Consider the following 26,665-nt stretch of genomic DNA (forward strand, 5'->3'; position numbering starts at 1 on the left):
ACGTGAGATCAACTGGAAGAAACCCCATCCGGGACGGGGGATTCCGGAAGGCGGCGGCCCTGGCCGTCGGTTTGCCGTTCCTCCTGGGCGCAATGGCCACAGGTCCCGCCCTTGCGGCGCCGGCCAGCCAGGACAAGGGGACGGCCGCAACCAGTCCGGGAGCTGCGCAGTTCAAGGACGGCCGGTACATTGTGGTGCTGGCCGGCGCTGCTGCAGCAGCCTATGAGGGGGAGACTCCCGGCCTCGGGGCGACCAAGCCGCAGAAGGGAAGGAAGCTTGACGCCGGCAGTGCCAACTACAAGGCCTATGACGCGCACCTCCGCAAGCAGCAGCGTGAAGTGGCGGCAAGCCAGGGCGTCACACCTGCCAAGCACTACACTGCGGCCCTTAACGGTTTCTCGGCTGCGCTCACCGCAGCGCAGGCCACTGCCCTCGCAAAGGACAACCGGGTCCTGGCGGTAGCCCCGGACGTGGAAAACAGCCTGGACTACACCACCACGGATTTCCTTAGGCTCACCGGCCCCAACGGTGCCTGGGCCAAGCAGTTCGGCGGCGAAGCGAACGCGGGCAAGGGTGTGGTGGTGGGCGTCATAGACTCCGGCTACGCTCCCGACAACCCCTTCCTGCAGGGCGACCCGGTGCAGCCCCTCCAAGGTCCTGCCCAGGTCGGCGTTCCCTACCGCACCGCCGACGGCAATATAGCCATGCTGAAGGCCGACGGCACCACCTTCGAGGGTGACTGCCAGAAGGGTGAGGGAACCGGCGCGTGGTTTGACGGCTCCCTGTGCAACTCCAAGGTCATCGGCGCCCGCTACTTCGCGGACTCGTTCCTCCAGTACGTCACGCCCGGGAACCGTGCCCCCGAAGAGCTGATCTCGCCTGTGGACGTCGGCAGCCACGGCACCCACACGGCTACCACTGCCGCCGGCAACGCCAACGTGGAGCAGGTCATCGACGGATCCGGTTTCGGCAAGAGCTCCGGGGTGGCGCCGGCCGCCAAGGTGTCCGTGTACAAGGTGTGCTGGGAAGACACGAACCCGGACACCGGCGGCTGCTACTCCTCCGCCTCGGTGGAGGCGGTGGAGGCTGCAATCAAGGACGGCGTCGACGTCCTCAACTACTCCATCTCCGGCAACAACAACAGCACCGTTGACCCTGTGGCCCTGGCATTCCTGAACGCTGCCGCTGCCGGGGTCTTCGTCTCGGCCTCCGCCGGCAACTCCGGGCCCACGGCGTCCACCGTCAACCACGCCTCGCCGTGGCTCACCACCGTCGCAGCCTCCACATTCCCCAGCGACCTGCTGGGAACGGTCAAGGTCTCCGACGGCTCGCTGTACCGCGGTGCGTCCATCATGAAGGCGGAGGTGGTGGACAAGTCCGTCATCCTCGCCGCCGGTGCTGCGGCGGCGGGAGCAACAGGCGCCAACCTGTGTGGACCGGGCTCACTGGACCCGGCGAAGGTGGCCGGCAAGGTGGTCGTGTGCGACCGCGGTGTGATCGACCGGACGGCAAAAAGCCAGGAAGTCCTGGACAAGGGCGGGGCAGGGATGATCCTGGTAAACCTCACCAGCAGCTCGGAGGACGCGGACAACCATGCGCTGCCCACCGTCCACGTCAATGCACCCAAGAGCCTGGAAATGAAGTCCAAGCTTGAGGCAAACCCCGGGCTGACAGTCAGCCTGGTCAAGGGCGACCTGACGGGCGAACCGGCTGCACCGGCGCCGCAGATCGCAGGCTTCTCCTCACGCGGTCCCACACTTGCCTCAGGAAGTGACCTGCTGAAGCCGGACGTGGCAGCCCCCGGGGTCAACGTGCTGGCCGGCGTCTCCACCATCGGCAACGGCGGCGACCAGTTCGGTTTTATGTCCGGCACCTCCATGGCAGCTCCGCACATTGCAGGTTTCGGCGCCCTGGTTCTCAGCAGGCAGCCCGCCTGGACGCCGGCCACGGTGAAGTCCGCCATGATGACCACGGCCTACCCGCTGGTCCATCCGGACGGCTCGCCCAACAGGGATCCGTTCCAGGGCGGAGCCGGCCACATCGACTCCACGCGCGTCCTCGATCCGGGCCTCGTCTACAACTCCGGCATCCGGGACTGGCTGGGCTTCCTCAACGGCCAGGGAATGGAGACGGGTGCTCCGCAGGCTGGAGCCATCGCCGCCCGCGACCTTAATGTGCCGTCAATCGCCCTGGGCAGCCTGGTGGGCGAAGTCCAGGTCAAACGCCAGCTGACCGCACTGGTGCCCGGTATGTACCGTCCTGAAATCGACCTGCCGGGCTTCAACGTCCAGGTGGAACCGCAGTCACTCAACTTTGCCAAGGCGGGCCAGACCCGCGAGGTGACTTTGACCATCCGGAACGTCAATGGTCCAATAGGCAAGTTCAGCACGGGCACGCTGACCTGGAAGGGCCCGCGCACTGTGACTTCGCCCCTGGCCGTCCGGCCGGTGGACGCCCAGATCGCGCCGTCGTTCTCCTTCAGTTCCCCCGCCGGCTCCGGCAGCGGAACCATGGAACTGGTCTCGGGCTCGGGCACGCCCATCCCGGTGGGGGTGGAAGGTCTGGCACCCCTGAGCCAGACTGCCATCACCAAGACGCCGGGTGAGTACGCGCCCACCAATGACACGCATAATGCCCTGCTGCAGGTGAACGTTCCGGAAAATGCAACCTTCGCCCGGCTGGGCATCCAGGCCCAGCCCGAGGATGTTGACTGGGACATGGTGGTATATGGGCCGAATGGTTCCGGCGGGCTGACGGCCACGCAGGTGGCAACGGCGTCCGCCGGCGAGTTCCTGGACCTGGAGGCACCGCGGGCCGGGACGTACTACATTGTGGCAAACCTGTACTCGACACCGGACAACGGGGCGGCGACGGCAACCGTCCAGGCCGTGACTTTCACCGGCAGTGCCGGAAACCTTGCGGTGGAACCCAACCCCATCAGCGCTCCGAACGGCACTGCCACCTCAGCCGCTCTCTCCTGGGCAGGGTTGGCCGACGGGACCTATGCCTCGCGCTTGACCCTTGGCGGCAACGGTATCCGCACCTGGATCACCGTCCAGGTGGGGGCCGCGGCTGTCCGGGCTCCGGCCGGCGGCTCTCCCATTGCCCTGGCGCAGACTGTGCCGGCGGCCTGACAAGCTAATCGAAAAGAAAAGGACCCCGGGCGGCAGCCACCGCCCGGGGTCCTTCCGTTAACCCGTGCCCCGCGTCAGACGTCCCGTCCACCGCCGAACAGCGGCGCCATGGTGTTCCACCGGGAAATTTCGCAGCCGTCAGTCCGCTTAAACACCGCTTCCACCGGGCGGTCATGGAAGGTTCCGGTGACCACCGCCACCTGGGGTCCGCCATACTGCTGCGTGCAGAGCCGGGGCGGTCCGGGCTGCGGGAAAAAGATCCGCTCTCCGAACTCCTGCACCACCATCAGCGCTGCTTCCGCGTTTGGAAGGGTGGTGGCGTCGGAGAGTATCCCGTCCTCCGCTGCCAGCCGGAATACGTGTTCGACGGAGCCCGGGTCCTCCCTTAGCCTGATGGTCAGGTTGATCATCGGGCTTCGACCGCCGTTGCGGCGGACAGCGCCCCGGCGAGCCTTTGCCGCAGCAGCGCGGCCTCGGCGGCGAAAGAGCGCTGGTGTTCCACATAGGCGGCCTTGCCCTGCGGTGTCTCGATGGCGATCGCGGGATAGCCCCACTCCTCCAGGTCGTAAGGGGACGCCTGCATGTCCATGGCACGGATCCGCCAGGAGAGTTCGAAGCAGTCCATGACCATTTCACTTGGAAGCAGGGGCAGCAGCTTGTAGGCCCACTTGTACAGGTCCATGTTGGCGTGCAGGCAGCCCGGCTGCTCCATGTGCCGCTGGTTTTCGCGGCTCGGTGCGAACTCGTTCAAGACAGTGGCATCAGGTGTGTAGAAGCGGAAGGCATCAAAGTGCGTGCAGCGGATCCGGTTGTCCTCCACCACCTTGTCCGTTCCTGCAGATCCCAGCCGCAGTCGAAGGTATTCGTGCCGCAGGTCGAACCTGTCCTGGTGGTAAACCATCGCCCACTCGTGCAGGCCGAAGCAGCCAAACTGCGCGGGCCGGGCTGCGGTGTTCCGGAGGATGATTCCGGCAAACGCCACCGCTTCCTTGCGGTCGGCAAGGAAGCCGGCCACGTCAACGGTAACCGCAGTGCTGCCCGCAGGCAGCCCCAGAGAGGCGAGCGCGCCGTCGTCGAGCCTCCTGTAGTGCTTCCATTCAGCGCGGGCTATTGCCTTGTCCCCCAGCAGGATGGTGCCCGCACCGGGATGCCAGCGGCGGAGCTGTCCGGGTTTCTGGGTGTAGTAGGTGAAGAGGAAGTCCTCAACGGGGTGCTTTTGCCCGGCGGAGCGCCGTGCAAGGTAGGGGTCGGCGTAGCGGCTGACACGCTGTTGGTGGGCATCCTCAAGTGCCCGCCATTCGTCCGCCGCCAGGACCCTAAGCTGCTCCACCGGCGTGGCCCAGGACATCCCTGGCCGCATCCCAGGCGCTGATCTCACAGCCGTTGGTACGCGCGAATTCCGCGTCCACCGCCACTCCGTCCACAACGCCGGAGACGGCGGCCGTCTGGGGCCCGCCGTATTGTTGCGTGCACGCCTGCGCAGTGCTGCGGGTGTTGGGGCTCAGCAAGGAGGGGTTCTCCTGGATGGCAGCGCAGGCAGCGTCAGGTGCAGGATGGCTGCTCTCTGCGGCCGGTACGCCGGCCTCGCACACCAGCGTGTAGCTGACCTCCGGCTCACCCTCAGCGGGTATGACCGTGATAGCGAGCTCCGCGTTGCCCTGCCCGGGACCTGCCGGAGGCGCGGAGTTTTCGGGGGCGGGCGCGGGGACGGATGTTTCCGTGTCTGGAGATGGCGACGGCGTGGCACCGGCTGCCGCTGACGGGGACGTAACCGGGGCCGAAGACGCAGCGGAGCCGCCGACCGGCGCGGTTGAGCAGGACGACAACAATGCGGCAGCGGTTGCCAGTGCTGCCAGCTGCGGCCATATCTCACGCATTGACGGGTGCCTTCCCATCCTTCGATTCTAGCTGCAAGCGTTGTCCTCCCGGCCCTGGGGGCGGTCAGGAATTGCCCTCCGAGGTTGCGGCAATAAGTCCCATCATGGACGCGTGCAGTTCGGTGACCTGGCTCCGGGTCAGCCCAAGCCGTTCCATCATGGTGCCTGGAACCTCAAGGGCCTGCTGCCTCAGGGCCGCTCCCTAGGCCGTCAGGTCCACGGCCAACGCGCACTCGTTGCCATTGGCCCGGCCGCGGGTGATGAGCCCGAGCGGCCTCCAGCCGGCGCAGGAGGGGTGAGATGGTGGCCGGGTCCTGCGCCAGTGCTTCACTGATGTTCCGCACCGTCCGCGGCTGTTCTCCCACAGGCACAGCATGACGAGGTATTGCGGGTGGGTCAGGTGGAGCTTCTCAAGGACGGGCTTATAGGCCCCCACAACGCTTCTGGCCGCCACCGTCAGGGCGAAACGGAGCTGGTGTTCCAGGAGCAGGTCCTCTTCCTGCGCCGCAGCTGGCGTTACGGCAGTCGTCATGGCGCCTCCAATTGACAGTGCATTAATTATTAGCGCACAGTTTAGGCGCAGCAGTGACAGCGGAAGGAGCCGGCACATGGGCAAGGGCAACGTGGAACACAAGGGCAGCGCATCACAGCGCTTCATGCGGGCTACCGGCAAGCTGCGCGCAATCTTCGGTCCGGCCAACCGCTCCTCCCTGGTGCACGAAATGACCGATGAGAACCGCAGGCTGCTGGCGCAGCGCCAGGCGGAAACGCAGCAGTGGGAAACGGTTTCCCGGCCGGACGGCAGTACTTATGTGGTGCCCCGCAACCCGGAGGACAAGTCCCTGCGCTGATCCGCCGGCACTGGTTCCGCGGGCCGCCTTGCAGGCCCCGGTTTGCCTTGCGCCCGGCTCCGTTTCCTGCCCGGGGGCGTAAAATTAGGGCACTGCCTCCCCCATGAGGCAGCAGCTTTCGGCCCGATTACCGGGAAGGGGGTGGGAAACAGTGGCACATGTAGTCAGCGGGTTAATGAACGTTACGGAGAGGCTTCGGTTTTTCTTCGGGCCTGCCGCCCGGCTGGACGTCGATTCGCCAGTAGTGCACAAGCATGACGAGTTCGAGCAGGCCTCCGAGGAGGATCTCTCGCACTTCGTGGTGGAAACCGATTCGTCCGGCCACCATTACGCTGTCCGCCGCGAGGACCTTGAGCGGTATACCTAGGCAACCGGCCCGGCATCCCGCACTAACGTCAAAAGCCGGTCCGCCGTCCGATAATACGGAATGGCGGACCGGCTTTTGACGTAATTACGCAGCCAGGCTACCGGCCAGTGCCGCCGTAAACGGTGGCTTCCTGTTCGACATCCAGGCCGAATGCCTTATGGATTACGCGCACCGCTTCATCCAGCAGGTCGGCGTGGGTGACCACGGAGATGCGGATCTCCGAGGTGGAGATCATGTTGATGTTGATGCCGGCGTCGGACAGGGCCTTAAAGAATGTGGCGGAAACCCCCGGGTGGGAGCGCATGCCAGCACCGATCAGCGAAAGCTTGCCGATTTGCTCGTTGTACTCGATGCTTTCGAAGCCGATCTGGTCCTGCGCCGCGTGCAGGGCGGCGAGGGCGTCGGCGCCCTCAACGATCGGCAGCGTGAACGAGATATCCGTACGGCCGGTGCCGTGCGTGGACACATTCTGCACGATCATGTCGATGTTGGAGTGGGCGTCTGCGATGACCTGGAAGATGGCGGCCGCCTTGCCGGGGATGTCCGGAACACCAACAACGGTGACCTTGGCTTCGGAACGGTCGTGTGCAACGCCGGAGATGATTGGCTGCTCCAAGGCAACTCCCTCTTGTGTGGTGATCTTGTCTTCGGCGCTGGGGATGACCCAGGTGCCTTCGTGCTGGCTGAATGAGGAGCGGACGTGCAGGGGCACGCCGAACCTGCGGGCGTACTCGACGCAGCGAAGGTGCAGGATCTTTGCGCCGGATGCGGCCAGCTCGAGCATTTCCTCGCTGGAGATGGTCTCGATCTTTTGTGCCGAGGGAACCACGCGCGGATCGGCGGTAAAGATACCGTCAACGTCCGTGTAGATCTCGCAGACGTCGGCTTCCAGGGCGGCTGCCAGCGCCACGGCCGTGGTGTCCGAGCCGCCACGGCCCAGCGTGGTGATCTCGTTGGTGGCCCGGCTCATACCCTGGAAGCCGGCCACGATGGCGATGTTGCCCTTATCCAGTGCGGTGCGGATGCGGTGCGGATCGACGTCGATAATCCGGGCCTTGCCGTGGATACCGTCCGTGATCATGCCGGCCTGGGATCCGGTGAAGGACTGCGCGGAGGCACCCAGCTTGTTGATGGCCATTGCCAGCAGCGCCATGGAGATGCGCTCGCCTGCGGACAGCAGCATGTCCAATTCACGGGCGGGAGCGGAATCGGTCACCTGCGCGGCGAGGTCAAGGAGTTCGTCGGTGGTGTCACCCATGGCGGAGACCACAACCACTACCTTATTGCCGGCCTCCTGCGCGTCGACCACACGCTTGGCCACCCGCTTGATGCCGTCTGCGTCAGCCACCGAGGACCCGCCGAACTTCTGCACGATGAGCTGTTTGGTCACCGCACGGCCCGTGGGCAGCACCTGCGGCTGGGTTGCTTTGTGCACTTCGGTGGTGGGCGTACTCATGCGCGTACCTTCATTGGATCGGTGTGGAGGCCAGGCAGCCTGACGCCGGAACGGCGGGACTTCCTCCGACAGTTTATCGCCGCGTGCAGTGCGGCGTGGAATTGTGACCCGAACTCAGCCGGCAGGCCGCCGGGCTGGCGCGCGCTCCGGACCCCTGCCCGGCGCTTGGCCCGCGGCACCCGGCATCGTGTAGGCCGGTGGCGGGGTCCGGTGCCATGCCTGGACAGGGTGGCCGGGCTGGACCAGCATGGAGGCAGTAGTACCACCAGGGCCGGTCTGACCGGCCATCACCGGGGCTGGGGCTGTCCACGGAAAGGCGGGGCTGCGCATGGCCCACGAACGGGATGCCGCTCTTGACCCGGTTACTGAGCACTACTTTGAGCCGATTGGTCCCCGGCAGGGCGGACGGGTCCAGTCCGAGGGTGACGACGGCGCCTCCCGGCGCGTCGGCTCCGGGTTTCGGGCCGAAGTGCTGACGGCCGCGGCCGATTGGGCGGTGACCCTGCGGACCCTGCGCTTCTGGGCAGCAGCCGTGGGAGCCGTCTGCACCACATGGATGGTGGCGGCCGGCCTTGTGCTCCTGCCGGGAACAGCCGACGGATCAGCGGAGTGGCTGCCTGTTCCGGAGCTCATGTACCTGCTGGTGGGGTTTTTGTTTCCTGCCACAGCCGCGATGGCGGCGGTTCAGTGGGGCATAACTTCATACGCCCGGGTGGCAAGCAGGATTCCCGGCGCCCGCATGTTTCCTGCCGTGCTCACCACCGCTCTGCAGGGTCTGGTGCTCGCGGTGCTTATTCTCCTGACCCTGCTGGTCCAGGCCTTCGCCGCGGGCCTGCCGGCAACGGTGGCGGCAGTGTCAGCCGGCATAGCGGCGGCGGAGGGTGTCCTGTTCGGAAGCATGGGGGCAGGGGTAGCGGCGCTTGGGCGGGGAGCTGTGCGCCGGCGCATCTTCGGCTGGCTGCTGGCGTTGTTCCTGATTCTTGGTACCGTGGTTGCCGGGTCCCTCCTGGTCCCTGCCGTGCGGTCGGAAGAACCGGTCAGCGTTGCCCTGAATGTGCAACGGTCAGAGGACGGAACGCCCACCGCCTACGAATGCTCGGGAATACCGGCAGGGACAATGGAGGTATACCGCACAGAGCGGATTATGTGGCTGCCTGCCGTAAGCCCCGGCGTGGTGTTCGTGATGCTGGCCGGGCAGCCCGGAACAGGTCCTGAGCTGCTGGGGTGGCTCTCGTCGGCCTTCCAGGAAGCGGCAGACGGGACGCAGGTCCCCTGCGTGAACGGGGAACCGCGCAGCCCGGATGCGGTGCGGATGCCCGTGGCCGCGGTGGGGCTCCTGCTGCAGGCAGTCCTGGCAGGCGCGCTCCTGGCCGGTGCGCACGCTGCCGCCGCCCGGCGTCGTGATCGGTCAGGGACCTAGCCACCCGGCCGGGACGGATGCGGCGTATCAGGTGAGGGCATTGCGCCGGCCCTCGAAGGCGCGGCCAAGCGTGACCTCATCGGCGTATTCAAGGTCGCCGCCGACGGGCAGGCCGGATGCAAGCCTGGTGACGGTTATGCCTATCGTCTTGAGCATGCGCGCAAGGTAGGTCGCCGTCGCTTCGCCTTCCAGGTTGGGATCGGTGGCAATGATGACTTCCTGGATGGCGCCGTCATTGAGCCGGGTCAGGAGTTCGCGGATCCGCAGCTGCTCGGGCCCGATGCCTGCGATGGGATTAATGGCACCGCCCAGCACGTGGTAACGCCCCCGGAAAGATCGTGTCCGCTCCACGGCCAGGACATCCTTGGACTCCTCGACGACGCAGATGACCGCGGTATCCCGTCGGGGGTCGCGGCAGATGTTGCAGAGCTCCTGCTCGGTGACATTCCCGCAGACAGTGCAGAACTTGACGCGGTCCTTGACGGTGGTGATGGCTTCCACCAGCCGCTTCATGTCCTCCGGGTCCGCCTCGAGAATGTGGAACGCCAGCCGCTGGGCGGACTTCGGCCCGACGCCCGGAAGGCGTCCGAGCTCGTCGATCAGCTCCTGGACAGCACCTTCGTACACAGTTCCCTCTTTAGCTTGGTTTGGATAGCGGGTTAGGCGCCAGGTCCCGGAGTGGCCGGACCGGTACCCCGTGGGGCAGGCCGGTCAGTACCGCGGCGGCAGGGGGCTGCCGTCGGCGGCGCGCTCCTCGATCAGCTTTCCGCCCAGAATACGCTCCACTGCCGCGCGCCCGAACACACCTGACTCCTCAATGGTTTCGTCGTCCGCACTCGGGATGTCCTGCACGTAGCTGTCGGCGGCCGTTGCTGTCCGCGCGGGCGCCTTGGCGCGTCCGGCCTCGGCTTCCGGACTGTTGGTCAGCCTCTGGTAGAGGCTCTGCCGGGCGCTGTTGCTTGCCGCTACAGGGGCGGCGGCCGGTGCGGATGCACCTGCCATGGACGGTGCTGGCGCCGGAGGAACGGGAGGAGCAGGCCGTGTGGGCGGGGCCGCGGCCGGACCGGCCACAGGGGCAGCGGAGGCCATGGCGTATTCGGGTGCCCGGACCTGGGCAGGCTCCGGTTGCGGCGCACATGCCGGACCGGGTCCAGGCGACGCGGCCCCGTTCGGGGCCGGCCCCCAATCCGGTTCGATTGCAGCTCCCAGCGATGTAACCGGAATCGATGGTGGTACCTGGGCGGTGGCCGGCTCGTAATGCGCCGTGGTGGAGGGCCCGGCGGCCTCCCCGGCGATGGCGGCGACAGTGGCGTGCCGGCCGACATTGCTTTCAGTGCCCACCAGCCATACGCCGGGTGACTGTTCCACCGCACGGGACCAGGGATCGTGCACCGTTTCATTCGCGCCCGCCCGCCCGGGTGCTGCCGGTGCCGGCGGTGCAGGCTCAGGCGCTGCAACTTCCTGCATGCGGCCGCCCTGCTGGCTCCGCCCACCCAAGGCGTCAGTATTCCGGCCCGCCGCCGGGAGCCGGGTCCCACTTTCCGCGGAAGAAGGCTCCCAGTCCGCAGGGGGTTCCTCATCGAGCGGGGGAGCGTCCTCATCACGCGGCGGACCCCAGTCGTCATCCGAGTAGGAGTAGTCACCGCCCGGATCCGGATAGGAGTTCGAGCTTTGCATGCGGACCGGGGAAGGGGGAACTGCCCCGGAACGCGCCTGCGGTGCGGCAGCTTCTTCGCGGGCTGCCGGAGCCGGAGCCGCCTGTACCCTGGCCGCCGACTGCACCGGTGCCTTCACCTGAACGGAGGCCGGAGCCTGCGCCGGTGCGTTGGTGGCGGCCGGCGCAGGCGCAGGGGCAAGGCCCCACGCGACGTCAGCTGAAGTGGCCGCCGCCGCTGGCGGGCTGGCCGGTGCTTTTGGGTTTGGTTCAGAGCTCGACTGGCTGGCGCCACCGGCAACTGCGTTGATCTGGCAGTCGATGCCCACAGTCTTATGGACGGCCTGCCGGAGGTTTTCTGAATGGTCGGCCCTGCCGAAGGCGCCGGCGAGCCCCGGCGTTGTGAATGACAGGGTGAGGACGGTTCCGTCGAAAGATGCCACCTGGGCGTTGGGTTCCACCAGCGCCCACGTGCTGCGCTTGATCCTGGCAAGCGTCTGCAGGACGTCCGGCCAGGCACGCCGCAGGACCTCGACGTCGCCCATGCCCGGGGGCGCAGCCGCGGGCTGTTCGGGGGCAGCCGCAATCTGTCCACCGGCTGCAGTACCCGCCTGGTGGGCAGGGCCGGACGCCTCAGCTCCGGAAACAGCGTGCGGTTCGAGACGTGCGGAAGCTTGCTGGGCGGCAGATGCAGGGGCCGTGCGTTCGCGGGCAGCGGGTTCCCGGGCATTGCCTGCGCTGCCGGCACCAGGGCCAGCGGGTGCCGGCCGTTCTGCAGGTGGCCGCGCGGGGGAGGAGTCTTCCACCGGCCAGTCGCTGGTGCTGACGCGGGGAGGAGTGATGGAAGCCCTGCCGGGGCCACCCGAAGCTGTGCCCGCGGCAGCAGCCGGCGCCTCCCGGCGCGGTGCATCGGTTGCCGGCCCGTTCTCTGCTGGCTGGGCTGGTTCCGCCGACGGAGCGTGCGGCTGTGGGGGGCCGGAGGTACCTGCAGCCTTCCCGGCAGCCGGTGCCTCGGCCGTCTGGGCAGCGGGAGCACCGACGTCGTTCCCTGCGTAGTTGAAGCGCCGTTCCACACGGTCGATCCGGGCGGCAAGGCCGCGCTCATTCTGCTCGGAACTAGGCAGGAGGATGCGGGCGCAGAGCAGTTCAAGGTGCAGCCGCGGGGAGGTGGCGCCGGTCATCTCGGTGAGTGCTGTGTTTGTGACATCTGCCGCCCGCGACAGTTCCGCCGACCCCAGGTTGTGCGCCTGGGCCTGCAACCGGGCGATCTGGTCCGCAGGCATGCCGCGCAGGATGGCCTGTGCACTTTCCGGCATGGCCTTGACAATGATCAGATCGCGGAACCGTTCCAGGAGGTCCTCCACGAAGCGGCGGGGATCGTGGCCGGTTTGGATGACCCGGTCAACGGCGCGGAAGACCGTGGCCGCGTCAGAGGCGGCCAGCGCATCAACAACGTCATCCAGGAGGGATGCATGGGTGTAACCGAGCAGGGCTACCGCGAGCTCGTAGTCAAGACCGTTGGGGCCGGCGCCGGCCATGAGCTGGTCCAGGACGGAGAGGGAGTCCCGGACAGATCCGCCGCCGGCGCGGATGACGAGTGACAGGACACCGGGGGCTACCGGTACGTTTTCCTGCTGGCACAGGAGCTCAAGGTAGGCCATAAGGGGTTCTGGCGGGACGAGCCGGAACGGATAGTGGTGCGTGCGGGAGCGGATGGTGCCGATGACCTTGTCTGGCTCCGTGGTGGCAAAAATGAACTTGATGTGTTCCGGCGGCTCTTCGACAATCTTCAGCAGGGCGTTGAATCCTGCCGAGGTGACCATATGGGCCTCGTCGATGATGAAAATTTTGTAGCGGTCGCGGACTGGGGCGAAGGTGGCCCGTTCCCGCAGATCCCGGGCGTCGTCCACCCCGCCGTGGCTGGCGGCATCAATTTCGATCACATCCAGTGACCCTGACCCTCCCCGGGCCAGCTCGATGCAGCTGGGGCACCGGCCGCAGGGGATATCCGTTGGGCCCTCGGCGCAGTTGAGGCAACGGGCGAGAATGCGGGCGGAGGTGGTTTTACCACAACCTCTGGGGCCGGAGAACAGGTAGGCGTGATTGACCCGGTTTTTCCGCAAAGCCGTCATGAGCGGCTCGGTGACATGCTCCTGACCGATGACGTCGGCGAACGAGTCGGGACGGTATCTGCGGTAGAGGGCGGTGGTAACTGTCACGGAGAAAACCCTACCAATCCGGGCCGACATCCTGCCGCCCTGTGGGGGAATAGTAAAGACCCCCCATGCACCCGCCAGAGCCCGTCTACCCTTGCTACCTTCCGGTCCTGGGGGAGTTCAACAGGATGACGCCACATGAGGGGCCGTCAGATACTTTACCCGATCATCAGGCGCGACTCGAATCGGCTTGTTGCCGCCAGCCCTGCACCGGCCAGCTCATGAAGGCAGGCTCCTCATACGGGTGGGCTGCGCGCAAAGCGGCAATCACTGCCGGCAGGAGATGCTCCTCCACGACACATTCGATCCGGTCTTCGGCCACCTCTTCCGCGCGGCCGGGCTCTCCCGCAAATGGATCAGCTCCCTCCCCGGGGATGAAGCATCCGGTGCCCGGCGTGACAAAGGAGCAGTGGGAGTAGTTTCCGATCCTGCCTGCTCCGGCGTCACCGATAGCAGCCAGAACGTCCGCAGTGTGGCTTGTGGGGGAATAGACAACCAGGGCATGCAGCACTGTCATGGATTCAACTGTGCCGCAAGCTTCCGACTATTCGGCGGATTTCCATTGCTTATCCCCGCACCACCGATGATCATGGGTATGTACACCGATTGGGGCAATCTCCAGATTGTGAGCTGCGTGGCCTGGCTGAACGGGGCCGGACCCGGCAGCTCAACGGGTACCAAGGGAATGGGCGCGTTGGGGGCGTCCATTTCTCGTTAAGCCCGAAAATCCGCCGCGCAGGGCTGGAACCGAGGCCGTCTGGGACGGCTTGCGCAGCCCAATTGGGCGATGCGCAAAACATCAGGTAGTCTAGTACCTGCTTTTGATTCAGAAGCAGATGGAGAATTCGCCTAGCGGCCTATGGCGCACGCCTGGAACGCGTGTTGGGTTAACGCCCTCGGGGGTTCAAATCCCCCATTCTCCGCCGGTCGAGAACCCGGTCCCGCCTTGGCGGGGCCGGGTTCTTGCGTTTCCGGCCGCGGTGCCGGTGCAACGTCGGCCTCCAGAGCGGGAGCGGCTATTCCAGGTCCGCCCCGGGCAGGCCGAGCCGCCGCAGCCGTGACCTTGCTGCCAGCTCGCTGGGTCCCTTGGGTCCCAAAGCCAGGCGGACGACGCCGAGAACGGCTGTGGTGGCGAACCTCACGGGTAGGGGAAACGGGCCCAGCCGCGGGACCTTGAGCCCCAGCATCTCCCGGAACCTTGGCTCCAGGCTGTACACGGCCCCGGCGAAAAGAACCCGATAGCCGGGGCGCAGCAGGGGATGCAGCGGTGCGTCGCGGATGAACGCGACGGTCTCGGCCACGCGCTCGTCAACACGCAGCTCGCCGCTGGCGTACCAGGCGTCCAGTTGGTGCCGCATCTCCGACTCGGTCAGCGGCGGGCCGGCCACGCCCATCAGCCTGCCAGCCTGTGCCCACTCCCGCACATAGGCGTCAGGTCCGCCGGGGATGGCATGGCCCCAGATCTTATGAGCCGCCAAAAAGGAATCCGTGAAAGTGAGGTGGACCCAGCTGGCCAGTTCCGGATCATTCGCGCTGTAGCTGCGAACCGCACCGCGCCCGTCGCTGTAGTCACCCTGCACCGCTTCGTGGAGCCGGCGCACCCTGCGCGAGGCTTCGTCCGCGGCATCCCTGGAACCGTAGGTCACCGTGAAGATCCAGCGGATGGTGTGGGCCAGGCGGCCGAGAGGATCATCGCGGAAATTTGAATGCTCGTGGACTCCGGCAAGGGCGCCCGGGTGCAGGGACTGCATCAGCAGGGTCCGGATCCCGGCAACGATGGGGGACATGGAACCATGCACCGCCCAGACTGCCGACCCCGGGAGGTGGTATCCGGGGTCATCGCCTTCCGCCAGCTGGAGTGCCCAGTCGGGCGGCGCGTCTGATTTACCCGTGAAGGTCTTTTTGAGCTCGTCCTGCCATGTCCGGAGGAAACTGTCCATATCCCATTGTCGCCCTGCCAATGGGCGGAGTCCCCTTAGGGAGACCAGAGAAGGGCTAGGTATTAGGAAGTGGACTCCCATAAAAACCCGCAATTTGCACTGCGGACCTTCACATGCGTCGAAGCCGTGTGGTCACATGGGAGGAACCGTCTAGAAATGGTGCGGGTAGACGCCTGTTGGAGTCATTCTGTTGGACATGCATCGGGGCCGGGATCTGGGCAAAAACTCCCGGAGGAGTCCCCTTCCGGCCACGCGCCTTCTTGCCGCCACCGGTGCTTTGGCCGTGTCGTTTTCCGTCGCCAACCTGCCCGGAACCCTTGAGCCGCGGCAGGTGTCGTCTGCTACCGGGCCGACGGCGGGAAGCTCTCCTGCCTCCGGGAACGGGCACACCGCTCCACAACCCCCGCGTCCGGCAACCGAAGCCGCCGGCGTGGTACTTCGCGCACCGGACGGATTCAACCTCGGGTCCGAGCCGCACGGGGTGCCCAGCGAGCCGCACGCAGTGCTGCAGTTCCCGCGTCCAATGGTCACTGGTTCCGCCCCGGACACGCCGGCACTGCCGGCTGTTGGGCTGTCCGGAATTGTCAGGCCTGCCGCCGGGTTCCTGATGGCGCCTCTTCAATTGCTTATTCCCAGCTCACCGTTCGGGTTCCGGATCAGCCCGTTGACCGGTACGGCCGGCGACTTCCATTTAGGGCAGGATTACGCGGCCCCCTGCGGTACAAGTGTCTACGCCGCCGATTCAGGGGTTGTGCGGGCCGCAGGATGGCATCCATGGGGCGGCGGAAACCGCGTCGAAATTGATCACGGCAACGGACTGGTAACCACCTATAACCACCTCGAATCCGTGGCCGTGCGCAGGGGCGACGACGTCCAGGTGGGCCAGATCGTCGGACGTGTGGGCAGCACGGGCTGGTCAACAGGCTGCCATCTGCACTTTGAAACCATCCTGAACGGCGCGCATGTAAGTCCACTCAAGTGGAGACTGGTTGGTCTCAAAGCCCTCGCCGGTGGTGGAACCCCTGATTTGTACTCCTACACCCCCGGCTCCGGCAGTCCAGGGGATGAATGGCTAAATTGGACACCGCCCGGAATCAAGAGCACCGCACCTTTGCTGCCCGAAGCGGAAGCAGAGACGACGACGGCGCGTTCGTCGGCAGAGTCGGGAACGGCATCAACGCCGTCCCCTCCATCACCGGCAGGCTCATCGACACCCTTCCCCCAGGCTTCCGAATCGCCAGGCGCGCCATCACCTTCGCTGACCGACACAACGCCGTCGCCTTCGCCCTCACCAACTGGCACGACGCCGTCGCCGTCACCAACTGGCACGACGCCGTCGCCGTCACCAACTGACACGACGCCGTCGCCTTCGCCGACTCCGGATGAGCCAGGCCCGTCACCAACCGACCCCGCCGCAACCCCCACGGAGCCAGCGCCCCCGCCAACGGAAGCCACGCCCACTCCGACTGACTCCACGCCGCCACCGACGGAAACGACACCCCCGGCAACGGAACCAGTGCCGCCTTCAACTGACCCGGCACCAGCCCCCGTAGAGCCGGCGCCTTCTCCGGTCGAACCTGCCCCGTCCCCGGTTGAGCCCGCGCCCTCGCCGGTCAAACCTGCACCGTCCCCGGTTGAGTCCGCGCCCTCGCCGGTCGAACCTGCACCGTCCCCGGTTGAGTCCGCGCCCTCGCCGGTTGAGCCAGCACCTTCTCCCGTAAAGCCGACGCCCTCCCCGGTTGCCCCGGCACCATCAATCACCCCGACAACCGACCCGCTTCCGGCGGAGCCGACGTCAGAGCCAAGCTTTTAGGGTCCCTGGAGCAGTACAGGACGAATACTGCCGGAACCTGCAGGTTTCCGGCTGCTGGAACTTTGCCTCGCCGCTCAAGCGCGGACAGTCGCCGAACGGGGCGACGGTGTCCCTGCTTGACAGCGCCCTTTGCCGAACGTAGTCAGCACAAGCGCAGTTCTTTTATCTTTTTCCACATTGGTTACGGCGATTTGCCCAAAGTTTGCCAAATGTCTGATTGGATAAATATTACTGAAGGGTACAAGGGAAGCGCCGTTTCCCACCGACCACAGAGGTAGCAATGGAGCACATCGAGGCCGAGCACCCCCGGCCACGCCACTTCCTACTACACATCAGCGACACCCACTTGGTGGGCGGCCCGGATCCCCTGTACGGGGCTGTTGACAGCGAGGCCCGCCTTGCCCAGCTCTTCGAGGAAGTCAGGGCGTCCGGGGCCAGGCCGGAGGCTGTCATCTTCACCGGTGACCTCGCGGACAAGGGCGATCCCAAAGCCTACGTAAAACTCCGGGCCATCGTGGGCCCGGCCTGCGAGGAGCTGGGCGCGCAGATCATTTGGGCCATGGGCAACCACGACAACCGTGCGCACTTTCGCGAGGGCCTTCTGGATGAGGCCGGCAGCGACGCCCCTGTTGACAACAGCTATTTCATCAACGGCCTCCGTGTCATCACCCTGGACACGTCCGTACCAGGATTCCACCACGGCGAGCTGAGCGGCCCGCAGCTGGAGTGGCTGGCCCGCGAGCTGGAGACCCCGGCGCCGGACGGTACCATTTTGGCCCTGCACCATCCGCCGGTCCCGTCCGTCCTGGACCTGTCCGTGCTGGTGGAGCTGCGCGATCAGGCCTCGTTGGCGGCAGTGGTGCGGAACTCGGACGTCCGGACCATCCTTGCCGGCCACCTGCACTACTCCACCAACGCCATGTTTGCCGGCATTCCCGTGTCAGTGGCCTCGGCGAGCTGCTACACCCAGGACCTGAACGTTCCGGTCGGCGGCACCCGCGGACAGGACAGCGGCCAGGCCTTCAACCTGGTCCACGTCTACGAACACACCATTGTCCACTCCGTTGTCCCGCTGGGAAGTTCGACGACGGTTGGCGAGTACGTGACCGCGGAAGAAACCGCACGGCGGCTGGAAGCAGCAGGCATCCGGATCCCCGAGACCAGGGAGCGCAGCAACGCCAGGGTGGGCGTTTCCACAGGACGCTAGGAAGCAACTATGGCTGGGGCCGGTTCCATGCGGAACCGGCCCCCAGCCACGTCAGTGGTACCCGCTGCCGGTTACTTCTCCCACGGCGCCTTGACGGGAAAGTACTTCTCCAGAAAGTCGGTGACCGCCTCTGCCCGTTCGTCCGCCGGCACTTCGGGGAAGCTTCCGTCGTTCAGGCAGAAGAAGTCCATGTTCCGCTTGGACAACAGTTTGGGGAGGTAGTTGAGCCCTGTCCGCATGGTGGTATCCACGTAGCGGACCTTGGCAGCGGTCTGGGTGACCGCGCGGCCGGTCAGCAGCGCGTAGTAGTGGTAAAACGAGTTGGTGACGGAGATGTTATCTGCCGCACGGAACCGGCTGGCTGCCGTCTTGCGGAATTCGTCGGGGAACTCCTGTTCCATTTTGGAGACGAGGCTGCGGCGCAGAGGGGCGGCACAGTGCTCCAGGTGGCGGGTGGTGATCCGGCCGAACCGGTCCCACAGCAACTTGCGGTTCACCCGGGCCGCGTTTTCGAACCCGCTCCGTTCCGCCGCGTTCTCACCCAGGCCGATGCGGGTCTCCGCCTCGATGAATTTGGTGATCCCGCCGGGCGTGAAGAACACATCCGGGCTGACCGGGCGGCCAAAGAACATATCATCGTTGGAATAGAGGAAGTGCTCCGAGAGCCCCTCAATGTGGTGCAGCTGGCATTCGACGGCCTGCGAGTTGTGGGTGGGCAGCACTGAGGGATCGGCGAAGAACTCCTCACTGCGCACAATCGTCACGGAGGGATGGTCTGCCAGCCAGGCGGGGGCGGGGGAGTCTGTGGCGATGAAGATCCGGCGGATCCACGGTGCAAACATGTAGACGGACCGGAGGGCGTACTTGAGTTCGTTGATCTGCCGGAAGCGCGCTTCGTGGTCGTCGCCTTCGCCCAGTACGTGGCCCTTCTGCTGGGCGCGCCGGGCGGCGATGTACTCGGGGGAGCTTCCGTCCACCCAGGAGAAAACAATATCAATGTCGAAGCTGATATCGCTGGCGTGGTCCGCGAACATGTTTTCGATGGTGGGCCAGGTGTGCCCGTAGCGTTCCACAGTGCCGCGGACAGCGTCCTGGCGGAGCAGGGTCCTGCGGGTCAGCGAGTTTTCGATCGGCAGGATGATTTCCTCGCCTTCGAAGGACCAGAGCTCAAGTTGGACGCCGGCAGAGGCGCCGAATTCGAAGCCGCCCCCGGGCTCCACCCGCGGCCGGTACAAGCGGAAGATGCGCGTCTGCTTGCTGGTGGAGAGCTCCCCGTCGGCCACCAGGACAGCGCTCTTCTTCTTGGCGTCCACCGTCATGGAATAAAACGGTTCATTCCGGCAAGCCGCCACCAGGGCTGCCCGGAGCTTCTTTCGGTCTTTCCAGTCCAGGGCGATGACGGGCCGGTCGTTGTTGCCACGGACCAGCAGGTACGCCAGCCCGGCGTCCGCAAGGACGGTGCGCAGGAACAGCAGGTCCTCCACCATGGCCTGGTAGTGGGTCCTGTTGTAATTGATCAGCGCGTAACGTCCCCGGTGCCGGATGACGTCAGGCCGGTGCTTAAGGCGCCGCTCCGCAGCCGCGGACGTGGCCTCCTCGTGAAATTGTTCCTCTACGGACGCCTGGCCACCGAAGTAGACCTCGTCCTGTACCGGTGCTTCTGTAATGGTTTTCTCCGTGCTGCTGGAAGTAGGCATGTCTACCTGCATGATATCCGCGCGGAGGAAACAGGACGTTGCCGCGGACTCCCTGACCGGGACTTAAGCGCCCAGCGCCTCCCGCCAGCTGCGCAGGAAGGCGCCGCCGGCGTCGTCATGGATCACTGTGGCCTCAAGACCAAGGTCAGCGGCGGTGAGGACGTCGTACGGCTTGGGCGGGACGCCGTCCGCGGGGCGCACGTCCACGTGCTTCACTGCATGGTCGTTGTGGTGCAGCCAGTCCGCCATCGCGTAGTCCGTGCGGGAATCACCCACGGTCCGCCACGCTGCCGGGGTGATGCCCTGCGCGGCCAGCAGTTCAACAGCCCGGCTGGCGCCCAGGTCCTTCCCCAGCCGAACGGACTCGATGTCCGTGGAAATGATGGTGGGGTCCACGCGGTAGTCCACCTCGTCATCGGAATTAGGTGCATGGTGGTCCAGCCGGACCACGCCCAGTCCGTGCCGGGCCATCAGGTCCATGGCGTCGGCGTCGAAGAGCTTCTGCTCGGCGAGGTAATCGGCGCTTGGGACACCGATGTGCTGCTCCACGGACACCATGGCACGTTTGGTCTCATCAAAGAACATATGTGCGGCATAGTCCTCCGCCACCATGCGCCGGACGTCATCACCGTAGGCCGCCGGCACGGCCAGTTCCCGGTCCACGTGGATGGGGCCCGGTCCGGCCGAGGTGAAGCTGAACCACACCGCACCCTTCTCGCAGACAGCATGGATGATGGTGCCGGACGGCATCCCCGCGGCAATCATGGGTTCCATGACCTGTTCCCGGATGAACGCGTCGGAGCGGCCGGTGTTGAAAACAACCGGAATGCCGGCGGCAGCCAGGGCCACCAGGTCGCCGATGATCTCCGGTTTGACGTCGCGGGTCAGCGGGCTTGCCACCGGCCCGTCCACGTCCAGCAGCAGCGCCAGGGGCGGCGTGGAGGGCAGGCGGACACCTGGTGCGGACACGGCAAAGTACTGGGAGGCTGTCATGCGCCCATTCTGTCAGCAGCAACTGAAGGTTCCTGAACCGGTAACAGAAAATCAACGCCTGTGACATGGTCACCGTTTGGCTACAACCTCGCGGCGGCGCGGCAGGGTACTTTCGCTCCCCTTGGCAGGATGCCTAGGGTGGCAGGGTGATATTCAAAGCTGTGGGCGAGGGCCGCCCTTACCCCGACCATGGTTACACCACACCCAAGGAGTGGGCGTCGCTGCCGCCGCGGCCGGTCCGGCTCGATGAACTGGTGACCACCAAACGGACGCTGGACCTGGAAGCGTTGCTGGCCGAGGACTCGACGTTCTTCGGTGACCTGTTCCCGCATGTGGTGCAGTACCAGGGAACCCTGTACCTGGAAGACGGCCTGCACCGCGCCGTGCGGACGGCCCTGCATCAGCGCACCGCGATCCACGCCCGGGTCCTGGTGCTCGATGGCTAGGAAAAAGAAGGTGCAGGACGCCAGTGTCCTGCACGGCCACCACGTGGTGAGCGGGCCGGAGCTGCGCGCCACGTTCGATACAGCAGCCAAGGAAACCGACGATACCGCCCGGGTGCGGCGCCGCGTCCTGCACGGGATCGTGCTGGTCCTCCTCATCGGACTGATCGCGGCAGGCATCATCACCGCGCTGGCGATCATCAACGGCCGGTTCACCATCCCTGCTGCGGAACCGGCCGAGGAAACCGTGACCGCCTGCCCCGCCGGCACCTTCGACTACATGCCGCACGAGCAGGTCAACCTCAATGTCTACAACTCGACCAGCCGGGCGGGCCTTGCACGCTCCGTGGCGGACGAGTTCCTTGCCCGCAAGTTTGCGGTTGCAGCGGTGTCCAACGTCGAGTCCGGCTACCGGGGTGTGGCAGCGGTGATCTCCGGCCCTGCGGGGCAGTCCGCCGCGTTCACCGTCCAGCGCAACCTGCCCGGGTCCGACTACTTCCAGGACGGCCGGACGGACGGCAGCGTGGACGTGATCCTTTCCAGGGACTACAGCGCCCTCCAGCCGCCGGACCTCGTGGACCAGACTCCCGGCGCACTCGCCTGCCCCCGGGAAAACCGGCGGGAGGCGGACGCGGAGCCGCGGCCGGTTATGCCTACGGCCGTGCCCACCCGCTGACTCAGCTGGCGGCGGGAAGCGGGACAAGCCGGACCGGGCGGCCGGCGTCGTCGAACCGTGCCCCGGCGCCCAGCTGGATGAACCGCACCGTCCTGGCAACGCGCGCCTCAAGCTCCTCGGGCTCGTCGCTGCCCCGTGCCGCGCTGGAGGAAAGAGTGCCCAGGATCAGCTGCGCCTGCTGGCCCACGTCCGCCACCGGAAGATAGCCCTGCTCCATGCCGTTACGCAGGATGCCCTCCAGGAGGACGCTGAGCTCACCCACGTGGTCCGCCAGTTTGGCAAAGGACGACGGCGACAGGACGGCGCCCATGGCAGGTCCCGGCGGGAGGTGGCGGCGGCTGAGGTCCACCACCTGGGCGCGCACGTACAGGGCCAGCCGCTCCACCGGGTTGTCGAGCTGCTCGAGGGATTCGCGCAGCTCAGCGAGGAACTTTTCAGTCTCCTCCAGGGCGTAGGAGATGAGCAGCTCTTCGATGTCCGCGAAGTAGTTGTAGACGGCGGTGCGGCCTACGCCGGCGTGCCGTGCCACGTCGGTCATGGTAAGGCCGGGCAGGCCGTGGGAAAACAGGAGTTCGCCGAAGGCCGTCAGGATGCGGCGCTGCGTTTCGGCGCGCTGTTCGGCGTTGCTGGCCGCTGAAATCCTTGGCATGCAGACACTTTACCGCTATGTGTCAGTAAACCGCCTGCTTAACGTGCGGCGGAATCAGATTGCGCAGCCGTCAGGGCCGCAGGCGCCCCCGTCGGCAGAGTCCACCAGCACCAGCGGGTTGGCGTCCTGCCAGGCCTGGTGCAAAGCCGCGGTGAACGTTGCTGCGGGCTGGGCGCCGGAGAGGCCGAACTTGCGGTCGATGACGAAGAACGGGACACCGCTGATGCCCAGCGACCGGCCCTCCTCGAAGTCGAAGCGGACGCGGTCCGCGTACTTGTCCGTGGTAAACAGTTCTTCCAACTCGGCCGCATCAATGCCCAGGCCGGCGCCAAGGGACTCCAGGTATTCGCGGCTGCCAATGTCCTTGCCATGCTCGAAGTGGCCGCTGAGCAGCCGTTCCTTGGCCGTATCCTGCTTCCCGTGCACTTTTGCCAGGTGGAGCAGGCGGTGCGCGGTGAAGCTGTTCGCCACCACCACCTTGTCGAAGTGGTAATCCAGGCCCTCGTCCCTGGCCTGCTGGGCAACGTGGCCGAACATCTGCTCCACCTGTTGCGGGGCCAGGCCCTTGCGGGTGCTGAGGTATTCGAGCTCCGTGCCGTCATAGTGCTCCGGCAGGGAAGGGTCCAGCTGGTAGCTCCGCCATGTGACCTCAACTGAATTGCGGTGGGGGAAGGCGGCCAGGGCTGCTTCGAAGCGTCGTTTGCCGATGTAACACCACGGGCACGCGACATCGGACCAGATCTCAATCTTCATGTGGTCGATAACTTTGTGGTTCCGGGAGCCATTCCGGCGGCCGCTGTTAGAAACCTCACATGCAAGTCTTGTGGGCGGGCCGATACTGGGTAATAGTCGGATTTAGGCGAAGCAGACGCCAACGCTTTGAAAACTCCGCGGACCGGCCTGGTCCTGCGGCTGTAATATGCCTGGCCAGCTGGGGAGCCCGGCCTGTCAAAACCTGGAGGCCAGGATGCGGATAGGGCTGGTTGCAGGACCATGGATTCCTGTTCCACCGGTAACGTACGGGGGAACCGAAAGGGTTGTGGACACGCTTGCCCGGGGCTTCGCGGCTGCCGGGCACGAGGTCCTGTTGGCGGCACCGTCGGACAGCGCCTGCCCGGTGCCGAGGGTGCCGGGGATGCGCCCGTCCTCGCCGGGCGCCTTGAACTTCAGTCTCTCGGAACTCAGCCATGTCGCCCGTGCCTATGACGGGCTGCAGCACGTTGACATCATCCATGACCACACGCTCGCCGGGCCGCTGTACCTCCACCGGCCACAGGGGGTCCCCACAGTCACCACCATCCACAACCTCATTGGCGAGGACGCCGTGGATATCTACCGTGCTGTCGGGCGGCAGGAAGCGATTATCGCCATCTCCCGGGACCAGGCCTCGCACGCCCCCGAAGTTCCGGTCACCCGGGTGATCCACCACGGGATGGATATGTCAGCGGTACCCGTGGGATCGGGCCGCGGAGGTTATCTCTGCTTTGTGGGCCGCTCCTGCCCCGACAAAGGCCTGCTGGAAGCGATCACCATCGCCCGCCGGGCCGGCATGCCCTTGAAGATTGCCGTAAAGATGCGCGAGGATGACGAGGTCAGCTACTTTCGTGACGTTATTGAGCCAATGCTTGGTCCCAACGAAGAATTCGTGGGGGAGATCGACAACGCCGCCAAGTACCGGCTGATGGGTGAGGCTGTGGCGTTCCTCAACCCCATCCAGTGGTCCGAGCCTTTTGGCCTGGTCATGATTGAAGCGCTGGCTACGGGCACACCCGTCATTGGCACCCCTATCGGTTCCGCCCCGGAAATCATCGAACCCGGCAGGACCGGTTTCCTGGGTGACACGGTGGAACTGGCGGGCTATGTCGAGGCCGCTGCCGCCCTGGACCGTGCCACCTGCCGGCAGGCGGCTGAGGAACGGTTCGGCGCGGAGCGGATGGTGGATGAGCATTTGCAGTTGTACCGCGACCTGCTGGAAGGGCGGACGTTGGCGGGGCTTCCGGATGCTGTTGCCGTGCACCAGAATCTATAGGGGACAGCGGGCCCGGCAATCGGGTCCGCGAACAGCATTTGCCCCGCTGGGAGGGAACCGAACCCATGACCGCTTGGAATGAAGACACTGAGGCAGCCGCATCAGAATCCGGATCCGTCACGGTGGTGGAGGGTTCGTCGTTCTGCATCTCCTCCGGTACGGGTGACATCACATCCGACGGCGGCACGAACGGCGCCTTCTTCCAGGACACCCGGATCATTTCCCACTGGGTGCTGCGCATCAACGGTTCCCTGAGGGAGCCGTTGGTCGCCCAGCGTCCGCACCCCTTCCAGGCCACTTTCGTTAGCCGGGCCAAGTGGCCTGAGGGAAGGTTCGACAGCCCGCTTGTGGTCCGGCAAGTGCGGCATATTGGTCCTGGGCTGCAGGACGACATCACGCTGGAGAACTATTCGGGCGAGCATGTTGACTGCGACATTGAACTTATCGTTGATGCAGACCAGGCCGATCTCTTCGATGTCAAGGGCGGACGCACCACACGGGGGGTGGAAGCCACCCGCACTGCAGAGGGTGACCAGCTCATCATTGAGACGGTGCGCAACGGCCAGCAGCGCGCTACGGCTGTCCGTGCACGCGGCGCTGTTGCCACTGCGGAGGGACTGCGGTTCACGGCGAGCATCCCTGCCCGCGGCAAATGGACCACCAGCCTGATTGTCGTGCCGCTGGTCAACGGAAAAGCGCCGGATGGAGCTTTTTCGGAGGTCGGAGCGCCACATCACCGGGAGGGCGTGCGCCGACACAGGGCATGGGAAGAGAACGTTCCGCGGATCACCGTGGCGGATGCCAACCTGCAAAACCTCCTGAACCGCAGCCAGAGCGACCTCGGGTCCTTGCGTATCTTCGAGGCGCACCATCCGGAACGCGCCGCCGTCGCTGCCGGCGCTCCATGGTTCATGGCCCTGTTCGGCCGGGACTCGATCCTGGCCTCCTACATGAGCCTGATGGTCGATCCCAACCTTGCCGCCGGTACGCTGCAGACCCTGGCCGGGTTGCAGGGAAAGATTGTTGACCAGGACTCCGAAGAAGAGCCCGGCAGGATCCCGCACGAGGTACGCCTTGGCGTGACTGCCGGCCTGACTTTGGGCGGGACCGCGTACTACGGCACGGCAGACGCCACTCCGCTGTTTGTGGCGTTAATCAGTGAGTTGAGCAGGTGGGGACTGTCCCAAGACATCATCAACTCCCTGCTGCCGCATGCCGACCGGGCACTCGACTGGATTGACAAATACGGCGACCGCGACGGCGACGGGTTCGTGGAGTACCTTCGGCCGAATACCCACGGGCTGATCAACCAGGGCTGGAAGGACTCCTGGGACGGAATCAATTTCGCGGACGGGACCATGGCTGAGGCGCCGATAGCCCTCTGCGAAGTCCAGGCTTACGTCTACGCTGCCTACGTTGGCCGGTCACTGTTGGCACGCTGGAGCGGGGACACCGAACTGGAGAACCACTGGGCGGAACGCGCCGACCAGCTGAAAACTGCCTTCAACGAAAAATTCTGGCTGCCGGAGAAGGGGTACTTCGCGGTTGCGCTGGACAAGGACAAACGCCCGGTGGATGCCTTGACCTCAAATATCGGCCATTGCCTGTGGGTGGGCATTGTGGACGAAGAGAAAGCGGCCTCCGTGGTGGAGCACCTGATGTCGCCGCAGATGTTCACCGGCTGGGGAATCCGGACCCTGGCCTCGGACATGGGCGCGTACAACCCCGTCAGTTACCACAACGGCTCCGTGTGGCCGCATGACACCGCCCTCGTGGCCACCGGCCTGATGCGGTATGGATACGTGGAAGAGGCCCGTCGGGTGGCGGACGGTATCTTCGAAGCGGCCGCGCACTTCGACGGCCGGTTGCCTGAGCTGTTCTGCGGCTTCGACCGCGGGGAGTTTCCGGGTCCCGTTCCCTACCCGACCGCGTGTTCCCCGCAGGCCTGGGCGGCGGCTGCACCGGTGCAGCTGGCACGGATCCTGCTGCGCTTCGATCCCGATTTCACCCGTAAAGTGGTCCATCTCGCCCCGATATTCCCCGGAGACTCGGGAGATTTCCGGGCGGAAAACGTCCTGCTGGACAGCTCCCGCGTCACCATCAGTGCCCTGGGTACCGAAGGCGCCATCGAGGGACTTCCCCCTGGGCTGAAGCTGCTGGCCGAACCGCGCCCGCCCCTGGATCGGCTGCTGCACCACCCGGCGGGCGGCAGTCCAGCCCGGGCTGGGAACTGACCAGCGCCG

At 65.8% G+C, this 26,665-nt stretch carries 22 protein-coding genes, 1 tRNA gene, 1 other RNA gene and 2 pseudogenes; 12 read left to right on the top strand and 14 right to left on the bottom strand.

Annotated features, from left to right (window positions below):
• The first annotated feature begins 26 nt into the window (after window positions 1-26).
• On the top strand, window positions 27-3,134 hold the full coding sequence (locus FDW83_RS13880; protein WP_138138713.1) for a S8 family serine peptidase: 3,108 nt from the start codon (window positions 27-29) through the stop codon (window positions 3,132-3,134).
• Window positions 3,135-3,208: 74 nt separating this feature from the next.
• On the opposite strand, the gene FDW83_RS13885 is transcribed toward FDW83_RS13880, so the two are convergent.
• The 4 genes and pseudogenes from FDW83_RS13885 to FDW83_RS13900 all read right to left on the bottom strand — a co-directional run bounded on the left by FDW83_RS13885 (window position 3,209) and on the right by FDW83_RS13900 (window position 5,543).
• Window positions 3,209-3,544 carry a serine protease inhibitor gene (locus tag FDW83_RS13885; RefSeq protein ID WP_138138670.1) on the bottom strand — a complete coding sequence of 112 codons (336 nt, stop codon included), beginning with the start codon at window positions 3,542-3,544 and terminating at the stop codon, window positions 3,209-3,211.
• Complete coding sequence (locus tag FDW83_RS13890; protein ID WP_138138671.1) at window positions 3,541-4,482, bottom strand: 3-methyladenine DNA glycosylase; 942 nt, start codon at window positions 4,480-4,482, stop codon at window positions 3,541-3,543. Before FDW83_RS13890 ends, FDW83_RS13885 begins: the two co-directional genes overlap by 4 nt.
• On the bottom strand, window positions 4,451-5,011 hold the full coding sequence (locus FDW83_RS13895) for an SSI family serine proteinase inhibitor (protein ID WP_138138672.1): 561 nt from the start codon (window positions 5,009-5,011) through the stop codon (window positions 4,451-4,453). Before FDW83_RS13895 ends, FDW83_RS13890 begins: the two co-directional genes overlap by 32 nt.
• A 64-nt stretch (window positions 5,012-5,075) precedes the next feature.
• Window positions 5,076-5,543: pseudogene (locus FDW83_RS13900) on the bottom strand (MarR family winged helix-turn-helix transcriptional regulator).
• Between the two features lie 76 nt (window positions 5,544-5,619).
• Here FDW83_RS13900 and FDW83_RS13905 point away from each other — a divergent pair.
• Together FDW83_RS13905 and FDW83_RS13910 are read left to right on the top strand one after the other, a co-directional pair.
• Window positions 5,620-5,862 carry a hypothetical protein gene (locus FDW83_RS13905; protein WP_138138673.1) on the top strand — a complete coding sequence of 81 codons (243 nt, stop codon included), beginning with the start codon at window positions 5,620-5,622 and terminating at the stop codon, window positions 5,860-5,862.
• Between the two features lie 151 nt (window positions 5,863-6,013).
• Entirely contained in the window at window positions 6,014-6,229 is a 216-nt protein-coding gene (locus tag FDW83_RS13910; protein WP_138138674.1) for a hypothetical protein, read from the top strand.
• A 97-nt stretch (window positions 6,230-6,326) separates the two neighbouring features.
• Here the strand turns inward: FDW83_RS13910 and FDW83_RS13915 are convergent, their stop codons facing one another.
• Window positions 6,327-7,685, bottom strand: a complete 1,359-nt coding sequence (locus FDW83_RS13915) for an aspartate kinase (RefSeq protein WP_138138675.1) — start codon at window positions 7,683-7,685, stop codon at window positions 6,327-6,329.
• A gap of 328 nt (window positions 7,686-8,013) precedes the next feature.
• Between FDW83_RS13915 and FDW83_RS13920 the strand changes: the two genes are divergently transcribed.
• The gene (locus FDW83_RS13920) at window positions 8,014-9,105 is read left to right on the top strand and encodes a hypothetical protein (protein ID WP_240720985.1); all 1,092 of its coding nucleotides are present in this window, start codon (window positions 8,014-8,016) and stop codon (window positions 9,103-9,105) included.
• 27 nt (window positions 9,106-9,132) lie between these two features.
• Here the strand turns inward: FDW83_RS13920 and recR are convergent, their stop codons facing one another.
• The 4 genes from recR to FDW83_RS13940 all read right to left on the bottom strand — a co-directional run bounded on the left by recR (window position 9,133) and on the right by FDW83_RS13940 (window position 13,492).
• Window positions 9,133-9,732 (bottom strand): recombination mediator RecR, encoded by a 600-nt coding sequence (recR, locus tag FDW83_RS13925; RefSeq protein ID WP_138138676.1) that lies wholly within the window; start codon window positions 9,730-9,732, stop codon window positions 9,133-9,135.
• 84 nt (window positions 9,733-9,816) lie between these two features.
• A complete protein-coding gene (locus FDW83_RS13930; protein WP_138138677.1) occupies window positions 9,817-13,008 on the bottom strand; it encodes a DNA polymerase III subunit gamma and tau in 3,192 nt (1,063 codons plus the stop codon).
• A 21-nt stretch (window positions 13,009-13,029) separates the two neighbouring features.
• An RNA gene (gene ffs / locus FDW83_RS13935) (signal recognition particle sRNA small type) lies at window positions 13,030-13,126 on the bottom strand.
• A gap of 18 nt (window positions 13,127-13,144) precedes the next feature.
• Window positions 13,145-13,492 (bottom strand): hypothetical protein, encoded by a 348-nt coding sequence (locus FDW83_RS13940; RefSeq protein WP_138138678.1) that lies wholly within the window; start codon window positions 13,490-13,492, stop codon window positions 13,145-13,147.
• A 321-nt stretch (window positions 13,493-13,813) separates the two neighbouring features.
• Between FDW83_RS13940 and FDW83_RS13945 the strand changes: the two genes are divergently transcribed.
• Window positions 13,814-13,898: transfer RNA gene (locus FDW83_RS13945), tRNA-Ser, on the top strand.
• Between the two features lie 93 nt (window positions 13,899-13,991).
• Here FDW83_RS13945 and FDW83_RS13950 read toward each other — a convergent pair.
• Entirely contained in the window at window positions 13,992-14,915 is a 924-nt protein-coding gene (locus FDW83_RS13950) for an oxygenase MpaB family protein (RefSeq protein WP_138138679.1), read from the bottom strand.
• A 607-nt stretch (window positions 14,916-15,522) separates the two neighbouring features.
• On the opposite strand from FDW83_RS13950, the pseudogene FDW83_RS19545 reads away from it, so the two are divergent.
• The 3 genes and pseudogenes from FDW83_RS19545 to FDW83_RS13960 all read left to right on the top strand — a co-directional run.
• Window positions 15,523-15,876, top strand: a pseudogene (locus tag FDW83_RS19545) (M23 family metallopeptidase); the annotation flags it as partial.
• Window positions 15,877-15,983: 107 nt separating this feature from the next.
• A complete protein-coding gene (locus FDW83_RS19550) occupies window positions 15,984-16,268 on the top strand; it encodes a hypothetical protein (RefSeq protein ID WP_240720990.1) in 285 nt (94 codons plus the stop codon).
• A 740-nt stretch (window positions 16,269-17,008) separates the two neighbouring features.
• Entirely contained in the window at window positions 17,009-17,935 is a 927-nt protein-coding gene (locus FDW83_RS13960) for a phosphodiesterase (protein WP_138138680.1), read from the top strand.
• Between the two features lie 71 nt (window positions 17,936-18,006).
• Here the strand turns inward: FDW83_RS13960 and FDW83_RS13965 are convergent, their stop codons facing one another.
• Both FDW83_RS13965 and FDW83_RS13970 read right to left on the bottom strand, forming a co-directional pair.
• Entirely contained in the window at window positions 18,007-19,632 is a 1,626-nt protein-coding gene (locus FDW83_RS13965; protein ID WP_370281295.1) for a stealth family protein, read from the bottom strand.
• Window positions 19,633-19,695: 63 nt separating this feature from the next.
• Window positions 19,696-20,625 (bottom strand): hypothetical protein, encoded by a 930-nt coding sequence (locus FDW83_RS13970; protein ID WP_138138682.1) that lies wholly within the window; start codon window positions 20,623-20,625, stop codon window positions 19,696-19,698.
• A gap of 146 nt (window positions 20,626-20,771) precedes the next feature.
• On the opposite strand from FDW83_RS13970, the gene FDW83_RS13975 reads away from it, so the two are divergent.
• On the top strand, window positions 20,772-21,071 hold the full coding sequence (locus FDW83_RS13975) for a type II toxin-antitoxin system VapB family antitoxin (RefSeq protein WP_138132825.1): 300 nt from the start codon (window positions 20,772-20,774) through the stop codon (window positions 21,069-21,071).
• Window positions 21,064-21,744, top strand: coding sequence for a LytR C-terminal domain-containing protein (locus FDW83_RS13980; protein ID WP_138138683.1), 681 nt, complete (start codon window positions 21,064-21,066; stop codon window positions 21,742-21,744). Before FDW83_RS13975 ends, FDW83_RS13980 begins: the two co-directional genes overlap by 8 nt.
• A gap of 1 nt (window position 21,745) precedes the next feature.
• Here FDW83_RS13980 and FDW83_RS13985 read toward each other — a convergent pair whose 3' ends face one another.
• A complete protein-coding gene (locus FDW83_RS13985) occupies window positions 21,746-22,393 on the bottom strand; it encodes a TetR/AcrR family transcriptional regulator (RefSeq protein ID WP_138138684.1) in 648 nt (215 codons plus the stop codon).
• Between the two features lie 54 nt (window positions 22,394-22,447).
• Window positions 22,448-23,146: a DsbA family oxidoreductase gene (locus FDW83_RS13990; RefSeq protein ID WP_138138685.1), complete on the bottom strand. Its 699-nt coding sequence runs from the start codon at window positions 23,144-23,146 to the stop codon at window positions 22,448-22,450.
• 214 nt (window positions 23,147-23,360) lie between these two features.
• Between FDW83_RS13990 and FDW83_RS13995 the strand changes: the two genes are divergently transcribed.
• Both FDW83_RS13995 and FDW83_RS14000 read left to right on the top strand, forming a co-directional pair.
• A complete protein-coding gene (locus FDW83_RS13995) occupies window positions 23,361-24,422 on the top strand; it encodes a glycosyltransferase family 4 protein (protein WP_138138686.1) in 1,062 nt (353 codons plus the stop codon).
• Window positions 24,423-24,487: 65 nt separating this feature from the next.
• Window positions 24,488-26,656, top strand: a complete 2,169-nt coding sequence (locus FDW83_RS14000; protein WP_138138687.1) for a glycogen debranching N-terminal domain-containing protein — start codon at window positions 24,488-24,490, stop codon at window positions 26,654-26,656.
• The last annotated feature ends 9 nt before the right edge of the window (window positions 26,657-26,665 follow it).

It is taken from the genome of Pseudarthrobacter sp. NamE2, from assembly GCF_005796205.1.
In the GTDB taxonomy this organism is placed as follows: Bacteria; Actinomycetota; Actinomycetes; order Actinomycetales; family Micrococcaceae; genus Arthrobacter.

Excerpts from the sequence above, each read along its gene's own strand:
- FDW83_RS13965 (WP_370281295.1), bottom strand. The coding sequence starts at position 19,632 with ATGCCTACTTCCAGCAGCACGGAGAAAACCATTACAGAAGCACCGGTA.
- FDW83_RS13930 (WP_138138677.1), bottom strand. The coding sequence starts at position 13,008 with ATGTCGGCCCGGATTGGTAGGGTTTTCTCCGTGACAGTTACCACCGCC.
- FDW83_RS13940 (WP_138138678.1), bottom strand. The coding sequence starts at position 13,492 with ATGACAGTGCTGCATGCCCTGGTTGTCTATTCCCCCACAAGCCACACT.
- FDW83_RS13995 (WP_138138686.1), top strand. The coding sequence starts at position 23,361 with ATGCGGATAGGGCTGGTTGCAGGACCATGGATTCCTGTTCCACCGGTA.
- FDW83_RS13920 (WP_240720985.1), top strand. The coding sequence starts at position 8,014 with ATGGCCCACGAACGGGATGCCGCTCTTGACCCGGTTACTGAGCACTAC.
- FDW83_RS13985 (WP_138138684.1), bottom strand. The coding sequence starts at position 22,393 with ATGCCAAGGATTTCAGCGGCCAGCAACGCCGAACAGCGCGCCGAAACG.
- FDW83_RS19550 (WP_240720990.1), top strand. The coding sequence starts at position 15,984 with ATGGCTAAATTGGACACCGCCCGGAATCAAGAGCACCGCACCTTTGCT.
- FDW83_RS13950 (WP_138138679.1), bottom strand. The coding sequence starts at position 14,915 with ATGGACAGTTTCCTCCGGACATGGCAGGACGAGCTCAAAAAGACCTTC.
- FDW83_RS13905 (WP_138138673.1), top strand. The coding sequence starts at position 5,620 with ATGGGCAAGGGCAACGTGGAACACAAGGGCAGCGCATCACAGCGCTTC.
- FDW83_RS13885 (WP_138138670.1), bottom strand. The coding sequence starts at position 3,544 with ATGATCAACCTGACCATCAGGCTAAGGGAGGACCCGGGCTCCGTCGAA.
- FDW83_RS13895 (WP_138138672.1), bottom strand. The coding sequence starts at position 5,011 with ATGCGTGAGATATGGCCGCAGCTGGCAGCACTGGCAACCGCTGCCGCA.
- FDW83_RS13980 (WP_138138683.1), top strand. The coding sequence starts at position 21,064 with ATGGCTAGGAAAAAGAAGGTGCAGGACGCCAGTGTCCTGCACGGCCAC.
- FDW83_RS13960 (WP_138138680.1), top strand. The coding sequence starts at position 17,009 with ATGGAGCACATCGAGGCCGAGCACCCCCGGCCACGCCACTTCCTACTA.
- FDW83_RS13915 (WP_138138675.1), bottom strand. The coding sequence starts at position 7,685 with ATGAGTACGCCCACCACCGAAGTGCACAAAGCAACCCAGCCGCAGGTG.
- FDW83_RS14000 (WP_138138687.1), top strand. The coding sequence starts at position 24,488 with ATGACCGCTTGGAATGAAGACACTGAGGCAGCCGCATCAGAATCCGGA.
- FDW83_RS13970 (WP_138138682.1), bottom strand. The coding sequence starts at position 20,625 with ATGACAGCCTCCCAGTACTTTGCCGTGTCCGCACCAGGTGTCCGCCTG.
- FDW83_RS13990 (WP_138138685.1), bottom strand. The coding sequence starts at position 23,146 with ATGAAGATTGAGATCTGGTCCGATGTCGCGTGCCCGTGGTGTTACATC.
- FDW83_RS13890 (WP_138138671.1), bottom strand. The coding sequence starts at position 4,482 with ATGTCCTGGGCCACGCCGGTGGAGCAGCTTAGGGTCCTGGCGGCGGAC.